This window comes from Undibacterium sp. GW821-FHT11B02, assembly GCF_058808955.1.
The window spans coordinates 561936-574512 of sequence record NZ_JBXASD010000001.1 but is presented as its reverse complement, the minus strand read 5'-3'; the positions used below and the strand labels follow the sequence as shown (position 1 = coordinate 574512).

The following is a 12577-nucleotide window of genomic DNA, read 5'->3' as shown; positions in this document are numbered from 1 at the left end:
GTTGGACCAACTATTTTTTATCTGATTAATACCAAAAATTCACTCCGTGCATGTACCGGACTAGTGTGACCAATAGATCCATTGAAGTCTTCTTTTAATTCACGCTTACCAAAGTCTTTGGCGCTTGGATCGATCAGGGCGAAATGCATGGCCATTCGCTGCTTGTCTGCTGCTGCCTCTGGCCTAGGTAGGTACCATGTTCTGGTACCTCAAGTTTGAAGCTGTAGGCACCGTATTTGTTGAAGCTTTGCGCTACAACCAGATCCAGGGTGACGGTGCCGGTGTAATCACCTTCGTGGCTGTCATTGCCCTCGCAATCATAAATACCGCTGTAATTGTTGCCGGTAAAAGCAGGCTTGGTGGCGGCAATTGCGCTTGTAGCTCGTGTTGCGGCCACCAAAGCGAGCAGACAGATCAAGGCAGGATTTATTTTCATGGCTGCTACCTGTTGATATCTTTTGCTTTTTCCACAGGCCTGACACTACTTATGCTTGATTCAGGCCCGCACTGAACCAGGTTAAGGCTTATTTTTTTGTTTTGGCCAGCTCTTCATCCATTTCTTTACCTGCCTGCACTATTTTTTCCATCATGGGACCCATAAATTTCTGCATGGAGACCATGGATTGCTGCATCATCGCGGGCATTTTGCTGATATAGGACTTGCCAGCTGGGGATTTGTAAAAAGCAACAATGCCATCCACATCTTCTTGCGTCAGCGAATTGCTATAAATTTCGATGAAAATTGGCTCGAGTTTTTCCCAGCTCATTTCCTGCTTGCGAATGGCAACGACTTTTTCCCTGAATTTATCCAGGGCTTTTTGATTTTCTTCGTTGAGTGGTTTGTCTTTAGCGACCTTTTGCATCATGGTTTTCATCATGCCATCGACCTGTCCTTCGATTGCAGTCAGCATTTGCTGAGTATTCGTCACTACCAGCAATTCTTTTACCGATGCCTCACTGGCTTTTTCTGCATGAGCAGATCCACAAACCAGCAAGCTTACGAGTAGTAATTTAGACCAGAGTTTCATGGAAATTTCCTTGTGATTGAACGAGTTACGAATTCTACGGCAGTTTTAGATCTTTGTTTTTTTGACTTTTTTTGCCTGTGGATACCCTTAGATTGAATAACTTTATATATACATGGTAGTGATTGTTAACGTCGGCACTTGTCTGTGGATAAGTCGGTAAACATCCACAGAATCAAAAGTTTAAGCAAATGATAAGGCGGTGATAAAAGTCTGTATATCCACAGGACAAAATCTGAACAGTAAACTCGAGAGTGAATAATTTCTGGCTTACACACAATGCATACAGTGGATATCGACTGAGTTATCCACAAAGTTTTTTTTGTATTTTGTGGTTTTTCTGCTGAATTTCTTGCAAAAAGAGCTGGAATACGGGATTGCTGGGGAAAATTTTTGGTTTAGACCAGGTCAATTTGCAATCAGAGATGTGTTTACTCAGGAAAAATCAGAGGCATTCCTTTAAAACCTGTCGTTTTTACAAACGCCTTTGTGCTGGCAAGTGATTTTTGATGTTTGGCGCAAGAAAAAATGACTTTTGAGAAAGATTGTTTGCAAAAAATGCTTAGCGTCTTTTTTTTAAGCAGGATGTAATTTAAACGACGCTTAGCTTTTTTGACGAGGCGCTTTGGTTTAGGGAATAGCTTATTTTTTTACTGAAAAGGGATATTGGGGTTTTAAAAAAACAAGAAATCTCTTCTCAGGGTTCAAAGCCGTTCAATTAGATAACTTAGTTTATATATACATAGTAGTAGTAGTTAACGTCGCGATTTTTTGTGGATAAGTCTGTATTTGTCCACAGAATCAAAAGCTTAGTGCATGTATAGATGTTCTTATAAGTCTTGTATGAAAAAAGAACAGTTTTGGGATAAAAATCGGCGTTGGATAAGTCGGGGTAGTTTTGCACAGTTCGTCCTGGGGATATGCATAGACTTATCCACAGTCTTTTTATGGTTTATCAAGGCTATTTGCTATCTTTTTGATATTGCTGGGTTGCTACAAATGGTCCACTCGTTTCAGGATTGCTGGGGCGCAGTTTTGCAGAATGCTGGTAAACAGGCGGGTGGATTGATGACTAACTGTGGATAAGTGCTGGCTATAGACAGCCGTATATTCAAGATGGGGAAGGCCCCCGCGTGCTCTTTTGAATTGGCTGGCACCGGAGCTATAGTGCAGTTTCAGTTGTTTTTCTTTGGCTTTATGTAATAACAAGGCCATCAGGCGACGATATAAACCGAGTTCTTGCGGCAAACTGGTGTCATAACCGATAAGGGGTGTGGTGATACAGCCACTTTCGGGATGGGTATATAAACCTATGACGCCGACTAGCCTGCCTTGCCAGCGCAGGGCAAGCAGTTCGAGAAAACGCGTTTCCAGGCAGAGTTCAAAAAATGCGGGGCTAAAATCCGGGTTCAGGTAAGAATGCTTGTCGATAAATAATTGCCGGAACAACTGGCGCAAGGCAGGTAAATCCTGGATCTGTATGGCTTCATGCGGCAGGATTTCCACCTCGGTGTTGGCCAGCAGACGGGCATCCTGTTTGACGTGATTATGTTTCCAGACGGATTTGTCTTGCGGATCACACAGGTAAATCATACGTGAAGGCAGCATTTGCCAGCCGCTGTGGATAAGTTGTTGCGCAAGTGCCGGGTGCAATGCCGGACAGATATTACGCATCATCAGCGGCCGCTCAGGATATTTTTGTAGCAACTTGTCTGTCGCTTGTTGCACGGCAGTTGCTGACCAGTCAGGGTACAGGTTGGTGGATATCAGGTGATTCCCGCAAATGGCAGCCTGGTCCAGTTTACTGGCATTCAGCAGCGCAGACATGGGGCTGAATATGGCGCAGGAAAGCAGCTGGCCCAAAGCGGCCAGACCTGGACTTAGCTGGCGCAACATTTCCTGACGCGCATAGCGTAACCAGGTAGAACGTGGGCTGGCGACATAACTGTCTTGCCAGTTGCTGTGGTCGAGCAGGCTGACTGGCTGACTTTGACCAGCAATTTCAATCACGTCAATGGCACAATTGCTGTTGCTGACCCAGTGCTGACCGCCACGGGAACGGGCCGTCAGCAACCACAGAGCATCAGCCACCACATGCGGTGGTAGGGATGTGTTCAATTCTGAAAATCAGTATTTGGTGTACAGGTGCATGCCGCCGTAGATGGCTGAACGGTCTGTCTTGTACAGCTTGCGGTTTTGTTCTGGGTCTGTATGCCAGGCGGCCAGGATGTCTGCTGGCAATTGGGCTTCCAGCGGAGATTCGCTGCCGCCAGTACGGAACACGACTTTGGCACCTGGCGCTGCTGTGCGGGTGACTTCTTGCCACAGTCCGGTCAGTTGTTGCTGGTCCATCCAGTCTTGTGCATCGAGAAACAGATAGGCATCCATCGAGGCGCGTGGCTGGCCTAGCAGAAAATCGGTCAGGGTGGTGTGATGCGCATGCAGCCTGTCTATGTTCTGGCGCAGGCTGGTGAAATGCTGTTGCTGCAAATAAAGGGGCAAAGCAGTTTGCTGCTTGGTGTCATAGCGACGGGCGAAGGCTTGTTGGGCGAAGCAGTTGTTATCCAGTGGGAAATCGCAGGCCAGATGGCGCATTCTTTCCTTGAACAGGACGTGCAGACCTTCTTTAGCATCTTTTTTCAGGGCTTCAAACTGGGATGGTGGAATACCCAGGCTGTATAGCGCCAGTGGCTGGTTGGCTATCAGGCGAAATAAACGAGTTTCAAATACCGGTGCCACGTATTGTTCAAACAGTTGTGTCTGTTCCTGCATGTTGCGGGCTTGCATGAGCTGGCTCATGTCGCCACCCATCAGGCGTACAAAGAAATGGGCAAAGCTGATGAAGTTGCCCAGCAAGCCATGTTGATAGGCTTCACTGGCAAAATAATGGTAACGCGCCTTGCCGGACAGGGAACGGCTTTCCCAGAAATTGCTGGCATCGTCGGACAGGTGATCGCGGATATGTCGCTTATAGCGTTTCAGGTTGTCGGCCTGGTTGGCGCTGCCAAGATAGGCCAGTACCGCCTGGTAATCGGGCAAATGCTTGATGGCCATTTGCTTCATGTTGAGCATGGCGAGGTGGGCAGCATTCAAATCCACGGCATGTACGGCAGCCGGTTCGGCAGACAGATAGGCCAGGGCATTGCAACCACCAGAAGAGATAGTCAGGATATTTGCGCCTGGCTTGAGTTGCAGTGCATCAAGGTCAGATTGTGGATCTTCCCAGATCTGGGCATACACCAGGCGGCTGAACCAGTGGGCGAACAGTTTGTCAGCCAAGCCTTTGCGGCCAGACGTGGTGGAATTGAAAACGGCGCTGTCTATCAGGGCTTTGGTGGACATGCTGGTCTCCACTTATGGTTTAGATAAGGGAGACTGTAGGATGTGCAGGTGACAGGCTGGTGACAGCCAGATGAATTTTCAGTGAAAAACAAAATCCATATGAGGATTTACGCAAAACCGCCCCAGCCGTGTTGTAGTTTCAGGACAGTTGTTTTGACGTGCTTTTGACTTAACTTTTTTTAACTGCCCCGTTCTGTGGATAACCTGCGACGGCGTGCCTTGATAAACAATAACAACTGGTAAGCAAAATACAGTGAAGCCAGCACTGGCATGGAGGCGACCAATATCCACAGGCCGCCTGCCAGAGGTACCGGCCCTGACCATACCTGGATGGGGACATTGGGTTTATTGCTTTTCGCGATAGCTTGTTGCTTGGGGGCATCGATTTGTACACCACTATTTTGCTTGGGCAAATCTTCCGGGGCGACCACAAATACGGCTTGTGTACCCTGACTTGGCTGGCCAGGCTGAACTGTAGGGGCAACTTTGCCAGCTTCAGCAGCAAAAACGGATAGCCCTGGCAATGCGGTCAGCAGTGGCAAGGCCAGGATCAGGGCAAACTTGAGTTTCATTAATACAATCGGATTAGGGGTGATTCTTTAACAGCCTGAGAACCTGTTTCCGATCTTACTGCGCGAACGTGATCGGGGCTCATGTGCTGCTCAAAATGCTCATGTACTTAGAGTACATTCCGCTTTTTGCGCTGCTCTTCGCCCCGCTGACGCTCGCTCGCTACAGATCGTAAACAGGTTCTAAGCTTGTCAGGTAGTTTTCTCAGCCAGTTTTTTTAAATTAACCAGACCGGCTTCAAAGTCGGGACCCACCATTTTATCCATAAATGGGGCGAATAGCTTCATCATCAGGTTTCCTTCACTGCTGCCATGCATGTCCCAGGTGACTTTGGTACTGCCATCCTGTACTTGTAACACGAATGCACCGACCGAGGGTTTGCCCATGCCTTCGAAGTGCAGTTCGTATTCGAGTTTCTGGTCAGTCTGCACCTGACTGAACTTCATGCCACCATTGCCCTGGCTCTTGCTTTTCCAGTCCCATGCGGCACCGGGGCCAGATTCTGGTCCGGAATATTGCATTTCCATGGAGGGGTCACGCTGATTCCAAACTGACCAGTTTTTCCACGCCTTGGGTGCGGCGATCAGGGGGAAAATCTTGGCGGGTGTGGCCTGGATAACGACACTGCGGCTGACGCTGTATTCATTCGGTAGCGAATAAGCGATACCCAGCAGGACGACGATCAGGGTGACGATAATACCGGCTATCCATTTGATGATTTTCATTTTCTGCTCCTGTAAAAGGGAAGGTAAAAATGGCCACGACCACTATCTATACCAATATACCAATTCAACACCACTTCAACGTACTCTGCCTACCGCGATTTCCCATTTCTGCATCAGGCTGGCTGCCTGGTCTCTGCTCATGGTGGGGAAAAACTGTCGGTCCATTTGCCATAATGCGGCACATTCATCGGTGCTTTGATAAATTCCTGTCCCCAACCCGGCCAGATAGGCTGCACCGAGAGCTGTGGTTTCTGTCACTTTGGGGCGTATGACCGGTATGCCCAGCAAATTTGCCTGGAATTGCAGCAAGAGATTATTGGCTGCTGCGCCGCCATCCACCCTTAATTCGCTGATGGGCGAAACGGCGTCCCTGGTCATGGCCTGCAACAGGGCGGTGCTTTGGAAGGCAATCGATTCCAGTGCGGCACGGGCAATATGGCCGACGGTACTGCCACGGCTAAGGCCTAGTATTGCCCCCTTGGCAGACGGCACCCAGTAAGGTGCACCCAGGCCTGTAAAAGAAGGCACAAACACTACGCCGCCAGAATCCGGTACGCTGGCGGCCAGCTCTTCGACATCGGTGGAATGTTGTATGGCTTTCAAACCATCTCTCAGCCATTGCACGACGGCACCGCCGATAAATACGCTGCCCTCAAGGGCATACTGGGGTCGCGAGTCTGTCTGACAGGCGGCAGTACTGATCAGGCCGTTTTGCGACACAGGACAATTGTCACCGGTGTGCATCAGCATGAAACAGCCGGTGCCGTAGGTATTTTTTGCCATGCCGGGGGTAAAACAGGCCTGGCCGAATAGCGCTGCTTGCTGGTCACCTGCAATACCGGCGATGGGAATGCTGTCGCCCAGCAGACTGGTCTCACCAAAGCGATGGCTGGATGGCAAGACTTGCGGCAGCACTGCTGCTGGAATATCAAACCACGCTAACAAGTCCTGATCCCATTCACCGTGATGGATGTTGAACAGCATGGTGCGTGAAGCATTGCTGACATCGGTGACATGCAGTTTGCCGGCGCTGAGTTGCCAGGCCAGCCAGCTATCGACGGTACCAAAGGCCAGTTCACCAGCATCGGCACGGCGTCTGGCATCGGGAATCTGGTCCAGCAACCATTTCAGTTTGGTGGCAGAAAAATAGGGGTCAAGTATCAGGCCAGTCTTGGCCTGTATCTGTTCAGCCTTGCCCAGTTGCCGCAGTTGTTCACAATAGGATTCGGTGCGGCGGTCTTGCCAGACGATGGCATTGGATAAGGGTTGGCCGGTTTTTCTGTCCCACAGTATGGTGGTTTCGCGCTGGTTGGTAATGCCCAGGGCAGCAATGTCCCTGGCTTGCAGTCCGGCATTTTGCAATACCTGTCTGCAGGTGGCAAACTGGGTTTGCCAGATTTCGTTGGCGTCATGTTCCACCCAGCCTGGTTGTGGAAAAATCTGACGGAATTCTTGCTGGGCCGATGCGATCAATTGACCGCGTTCATTGAAAATGATACTGCGTGAACTGGAAGTACCCTGGTCTAGAGCGAGCAGATAAGTCATGGAAGATCCTGATTTGTCTCGGTGACTGTGGCAATGAGTTGTATCTGTTGTTTTGGATATTGGTAAATTGGCGACAAAAAACAGGTACTGACAACTACTTACAAATTCTTTGCTTGGCTATACAGGCAAATATATTTATATTTGTTATAGTTTAAATATTAATTAAATTTTGACATCTGTCGCATTTGCGTAATGCAGGAAAGGCCAGCTTGTGCCCGGACTCATCAATTTTTCATTGTCTTTACTTATCCTGATCCTGATTGCTTTTGGCACCTTGCGCAAGAGCCGTCGCCTGATTATGCTGGCTTTCTTTTTCATGGTAATTGCCACCTTGCTGGCTTGGTACCAGTACATTTTCCCAACTGGGCTGAGTTTCTTGTTCATTGCTGGAACCCTGGCCACCGTGCTGGTCATCTGCAGTTTTTTCTATGTGGTGTATTCGAATGAAACGGTGTGGTTTGAAGCCCAGGATAAATAAAAACCCGGAACCCATTTCGTCACCACGGAGGAAACGAGTTCTGCCCTGTCTTGCTTATTTTGCGCTCAGTAATTCAATATCAAAAATAAGCTGGGCGTTCGGCGGTATCACGCCATTGCCTGCGCCGTTGGCTCCGTAGCCCAGTTCTGGCGGAATGATAAGCGTGCGTTTGCCGCCGACTTTCATGCCGACCACGCCTTGTTCCCAGCCTTTGATCAATCGACCTGCACCCAGAGTGAAACTCAGCGGTGCACGGCCTTTCGAGCTGTCGAACATCCTGCCGCGTTCCTGTTTGGCAAAGGGGTCATGCAGCCAGCCGGTGTAATGGACTGACACAGTATTGCCGACCGTAACTTCTTTGCCATTACCGATTATCTGGTCGATTTTTTGTACACTGGGTCCGGTAACCACTGCGGGTTCGGCGGGCGTGGTTGCCGGACTCTGGGCTGGAGCTTCTGCTGCCGGGTTTGCATACACGGGCAATGCCTGCAAAAGGCTGCTTGCCAACAGGCTGATGATCAAACGAGACTTCATTCTTTTATCCTTATAGTTGGTGGAGAACAACTTCTTAGCCAATCTTGTCTTTGGACGCCTGCAATTTCTTTTCAAAAGCAATGTCGAGCTTGCTGGCTTTTCTGGGCGCCTGCTTGTGCAGGTTATTCACATAGGCCACAAACTCATCCATTTCCATAGGTTCGCCCAGCACTTGAGGAGCGCCATCTTCGTCGTCGACATTTGCCAGCGTCAGGTAAAACCTGCCATCAGCCATACTGACCATGGAATAAGGGGCATTGTTGCTGCGTTCACGCAGGCGGTTGACGGCATAGCTGGCCTTGGTGGAGCGTGCCATTATTTCATCCCGTACTTGTGCATGATTTTTTCCATGGTACCGTCATTATCCAGTTCTTTATTGAGTTTGTTATAGAGGTCTATTCGCTGTTTGTCCATGCGGCTATTGCACAGCATATTGAGTTCTATACTTTTGTATTTGACGACACGCACAATATCATTTCCAAAGCCTTGCTGCTGTGCAAGGACCATGCCGTGTGATTCAGAGACTACCCAGTAGTTCAAGCGATTATTGACCAGCAGGCGTGGATTGTCTTCATCCTGATTCGAAAACTCGATCTTGTAACCCTGCTCGTTAAGTTGTATGCCGGTTGCCGCATTTTTATAAGAGCCAATGGAATAGGGTTTGGCATCCTCAAAATTTTTTAATACTCTGGTATCGGTTTTGCGACCATACAAAACCCAGTTGTCGGTGACCAGCGGGCCTACCCATTTATACGAGTTTTCTCTATCCGGGGTACGACGAAAGCCAAACAGGCAGGTATTGTCATCATTTAAGGTGGCATTCAGTCCACGGGCCAGGGAAGTACTGCTGATGCTGTAGTTATCACCGGCACGTTTCAGGATTTCTTGTATTTTTTCAGTCAATATCCCCTGAATTTCACCAGTTTTGAGGTCAGTATGGGTGTAGGGGGCGTATTCCTGTATCAGCAGTTTGATGGTTTCCGCCTGACTCATAGCCGGGGTGAGTGACAGACAAAATACTAAGCAGGGTGCTAATAATTTCACGACAAGGTCTCATTATATTTTTTTAGTGTTGGAAATATACCGCTGAATTTCTGCTTTGGCAGCTATTTTCGTTTGTTGGCGTGGTTTGCGACACCTGGCTGTAGTTTCTTCAAAATATGCAATTATTCCCATATTGCTTTTAGTAGTACAAAGCTGGCCGCAATCATGGCTTCGTGTTGGCGTTTTTCCTGGCAGATAAAACTGAGCTCGGTTGGTACGCTGACGGCATCGGCGATAACCAGACCGTGAGCATGGGCTTCGCGTATGGCGATGGAATCACGTATCAGGCTGAGCCCGACACCGGATTTGACCAGATCCAGCATGGATGGCTCTTGATCGACGAGAGCTACCACATTGGCGTTGACACCGTGTTCGTTAAAGATCTTGCTCAGCAGGCGATGATGTGCCGATTCCGGTGGTGTCCACAGCCATGGAAGCTTGGCAAGACTGGCCCAACCCTGGCCTGAAACCCTGTTCTTCCAGCCGCTGGGGGCAACCACACGGTAAGTAAAGGTGGTCAGTGCCAGACTGTGGCAGGGCGTTTTGCCATCGTCCGGGGGCTGCCCCAGATAAAACCCCACATCCAGCGTACCGGCACGGATTTGTTGCAATACTGTACCCGACATGCCTTGTTGCAACTTTGTGGATAACTGTGGATAAGTCTCAACCAGGCGCTTCAAAAATACCCCCAGCCGCGTGAATTCGGGATCGAGTATGGTGCCTATCGCCAGCTCACCAGAAATGGTGCTGTGCAAGGCGTTAGCGGCCTGGCGAAACTCAGTCATGCTGGCCAGTACTTTTTCTGCATAAGGCAACAATTTGGCACCATCATTGCTCAGGCGCATGCCGCTGGCACTGCGTGTGAATAACTGTAGTTGCAGGTATTCCTGCAAGGCCTTGATCTGCAGGCTGACTGCTGGTTGGGTCACATGCAATTGCTCTGCCGCCCGCGTCAGGTTGCCTTCCCTGGCGACGGCGACAAAAGCACGGAGTTGCGTCAAGTCCATTATTAGTAATCCTTATATTGCCATTGATAATAACTCATTGGATTTACCATGAGGAGTGAATTATTCTCGTGGACATTATTGGATTATCCTCAATTCTTCCCTAAGGTTTACTTATGACATCCACACTATCGCATTATATGAATGGGCAAGCGTATGCTTCTGGCAGTGGTCGCCAGCAGGATGTGTTCAATCCCGCCACGGGCGAAGTTACTGCCCGTGTTGCCCTGGCCAACCTGGATGAAGTGCATGCTGTCGTCGCTGCCGCCAAGGCCGCCGCACCCGCCTGGGCAGAAACTGCACCACTGCGGCGTGCGCGTGTGATGTTCAAGTTCAAGGAATTGCTGGACCAGCATCACAAGGAAATGGCCACCCTGATTACCCGTGAACATGGCAAGGTCTTGTCGGATGCCATGGGTGAAGTCACACGTGGCATAGAAATCGTTGAATTTGCCTGTGGCATGCCGCAACTGCTGAAGTCGCAGTTTTCAGACAATATCGGTGGTGGCATAGATAATTACAACCTGCGCCAGCCACTGGGGGTGACTGCTGGTATCACGCCTTTCAACTTCCCTTTCATGGTGCCGATGTGGATGGCACCGCTGGCGATAGCGACTGGTAATACCTTCATTTTGAAACCTTCCGAGCGTGATCCGTCCTGCTCTTTGCTGATTGCTGAGTTGCTCAAAAAAGCTGGTTTGCCCGATGGCGTGTTTAATGTATTGCAAGGTGATAAAGTTGCCGTTGATGGCTTGTTGCAACACCCTGATGTATCCGCCATTTCTTTTGTCGGATCAACACCGATTGCTGAATACATCTATAGCGAAGGTACACGCCTGGGCAAGCGCGTGCAGGCTCTGGGTGGTGCAAAAAATCACCTGGTCGTCATGCCAGACGCCAATCTGGAACAAGCCGTCGATGCCCTGATGGGTGCTGCCTACGGTTCAGCCGGTGAACGCTGCATGGCGATTTCTGTCGCCGTTGCCGTTGGCAATGTGGCGGACAAACTGGTCGAAGCGCTGGTACCACGGGTGCAGGCTCTGACCATTAAAAACGGCATGGAAGCTGATGCCGAAATGGGCCCGGTGGTGACTGCACAACACAAGGAAAAAATTGAGTCTTATATTACTGAAGGCATAGCCGAAGGCGCGCAATTGCTGGTTGATGGCCGTGGCCTGACAGTGCCTGGTCATGAAGGCGGTTTCTTCCTCGGTGGCTGTCTGTTTGACCATGTCAAAGAGGGCATGAAAATCCATCGCGAAGAAATTTTTGGTCCAGTGTTATGCATAGTCCGCGTACCGGATTTTGCGTCTGCTGTTGAACTGATCAACCGGCATGAATTTGGCAATGGTGTGTCATTGTTCACTTCAGACGGCAACACCGCCCGCGAATTTTCACGCCGCATCCAGGTCGGCATGGTGGGTATTAATGTACCGATTCCTGTTCCTATGGCCTGGCATTCTTTTGGCGGCTGGAAGCGATCTTTGTTTGGTGATGTGCATGCCTATGGTGAAGAGGGGATACGGTTTTATACGCGCTACAAATCGATTATGCAGAGGTGGCCGGATAGCATAGGGAAGGGTGCAGAGTTTACGATGCCGGTGGCGAAGTAGCGGCGTGCAGGTTCCTTCTCCTTCAAGGAGTAGGTGGAATGAGGATGGGGTTCTGTCGATACACGGCAATCGTATTGTTGTCGCTGTAGGTTGGGCTACGCTTCATCAGCCCAACACTGTGCTTTTCAACTACGTATTCGTTATTTTGTGCTGAAGCTCAGTGGCGTTTGTTGCATGCTTGAGTTGTTATCAAAGCGATTGCCCTTCGTAGACACAAGCCGGGTCTCGGCCCGGCGGCCGAATTCCTTTCTTTGCTTCGCCAAAGAAAGGATTCAAAGAAAGGCGACCGCAGACTCGCCCTACGGGTGCTTACGCTGCGCTTCAGCATAATTTGTGCATCACAAAAAATGGGAAGATCCGAAACTCGCTTCGCTCAAACATCGTCTCTTCTTTTTCCATTTTCTGTGATGCACAAATTACATCGTCCCAAGCGGTTGAAGGTCAAAAGCAACGTCAATGCAGCCGAAGTTTAATCTACACTGAATACCGTAAATCAACCTTGGTTTTGGGGTTGTCGTTGTTTTTGATGTTGCAGTTGTCTTTGACCTTTGCAGTTCCGCTGTGGCGATGCCGTTTGTTCGGTACAGAAAATGGAATAGAAGAGCCGATGTTTGAGGTGTAGCTGGGATTTCGAGATGCATGCATCTCGCCAGCATAACGGCAATCGCTTGCAAGCGATTGTGCGCCCTGCAAGGGC

General features: G+C 49.5%; 13 protein-coding genes. 2 read left to right on the top strand and 11 right to left on the bottom strand.

Going from position 1 to position 12577, the window contains the following annotated elements:
• Nucleotides 1-133 precede the first annotated feature (133 nt).
• The 7 genes from AC1RVX_RS02475 to glpK all read right to left on the bottom strand — a co-directional run bounded on the left by AC1RVX_RS02475 (nt 134) and on the right by glpK (nt 7207).
• A complete protein-coding gene (locus AC1RVX_RS02475) occupies nt 134-436 on the bottom strand; it encodes a hypothetical protein (RefSeq protein WP_493214982.1) in 303 nt (100 codons plus the stop codon).
• An 88-nt stretch (nt 437-524) separates the two neighbouring features.
• A complete protein-coding gene (locus AC1RVX_RS02470; RefSeq protein ID WP_493214981.1) occupies nt 525-1028 on the bottom strand; it encodes a DUF2059 domain-containing protein in 504 nt (167 codons plus the stop codon).
• A 990-nt stretch (nt 1029-2018) separates the two neighbouring features.
• Entirely contained in the window at nt 2019-3143 is a 1125-nt protein-coding gene (locus AC1RVX_RS02465; protein ID WP_493214980.1) for a hypothetical protein, read from the bottom strand.
• A gap of 9 nt (nt 3144-3152) precedes the next feature.
• Nucleotides 3153-4367, bottom strand: coding sequence for a BtaA family protein (locus AC1RVX_RS02460; protein WP_493214979.1), 1215 nt, complete (start codon nt 4365-4367; stop codon nt 3153-3155).
• Between the two features lie 179 nt (nt 4368-4546).
• The gene (locus AC1RVX_RS02455) at nt 4547-4939 is read right to left on the bottom strand and encodes a hypothetical protein (RefSeq protein WP_493214978.1); all 393 of its coding nucleotides are present in this window, start codon (nt 4937-4939) and stop codon (nt 4547-4549) included.
• Nucleotides 4940-5128: 189 nt separating this feature from the next.
• Complete coding sequence (locus tag AC1RVX_RS02450) at nt 5129-5662, bottom strand: SRPBCC family protein (protein ID WP_493214977.1); 534 nt, start codon at nt 5660-5662, stop codon at nt 5129-5131.
• 75 nt (nt 5663-5737) lie between these two features.
• Complete coding sequence (gene glpK, locus AC1RVX_RS02445) at nt 5738-7207, bottom strand: glycerol kinase GlpK (protein WP_493214976.1); 1470 nt, start codon at nt 7205-7207, stop codon at nt 5738-5740.
• 211 nt (nt 7208-7418) lie between these two features.
• Here glpK and AC1RVX_RS02440 point away from each other — a divergent pair, with 211 nt between their 5' ends.
• Nucleotides 7419-7685 (top strand): hypothetical protein, encoded by a 267-nt coding sequence (locus AC1RVX_RS02440; protein WP_493214975.1) that lies wholly within the window; start codon nt 7419-7421, stop codon nt 7683-7685.
• Nucleotides 7686-7739: 54 nt separating this feature from the next.
• Here AC1RVX_RS02440 and AC1RVX_RS02435 read toward each other — a convergent pair whose 3' ends face one another.
• The 4 genes from AC1RVX_RS02435 to AC1RVX_RS02420 form a co-directional block, all read right to left on the bottom strand.
• The gene (locus tag AC1RVX_RS02435) at nt 7740-8219 is read right to left on the bottom strand and encodes an FKBP-type peptidyl-prolyl cis-trans isomerase (RefSeq protein WP_493214974.1); all 480 of its coding nucleotides are present in this window, start codon (nt 8217-8219) and stop codon (nt 7740-7742) included.
• A 34-nt stretch (nt 8220-8253) separates the two neighbouring features.
• Nucleotides 8254-8535, bottom strand: coding sequence for a hypothetical protein (locus AC1RVX_RS02430; RefSeq protein WP_493214973.1), 282 nt, complete (start codon nt 8533-8535; stop codon nt 8254-8256).
• Nucleotides 8535-9263: a substrate-binding periplasmic protein gene (locus AC1RVX_RS02425; RefSeq protein ID WP_493214972.1), complete on the bottom strand. Its 729-nt coding sequence runs from the start codon at nt 9261-9263 to the stop codon at nt 8535-8537. The genes AC1RVX_RS02430 and AC1RVX_RS02425 overlap by 1 nt, the downstream gene beginning before the upstream one ends.
• A 122-nt stretch (nt 9264-9385) precedes the next feature.
• Nucleotides 9386-10270 carry a LysR family transcriptional regulator gene (locus tag AC1RVX_RS02420; RefSeq protein ID WP_493214971.1) on the bottom strand — a complete coding sequence of 295 codons (885 nt, stop codon included), beginning with the start codon at nt 10268-10270 and terminating at the stop codon, nt 9386-9388.
• Nucleotides 10271-10383: 113 nt separating this feature from the next.
• Between AC1RVX_RS02420 and AC1RVX_RS02415 the strand changes: the two genes are divergently transcribed.
• A complete protein-coding gene (locus AC1RVX_RS02415) occupies nt 10384-11880 on the top strand; it encodes a CoA-acylating methylmalonate-semialdehyde dehydrogenase (RefSeq protein WP_493214970.1) in 1497 nt (498 codons plus the stop codon).
• The last annotated feature ends 697 nt before the right edge of the window (nt 11881-12577 follow it).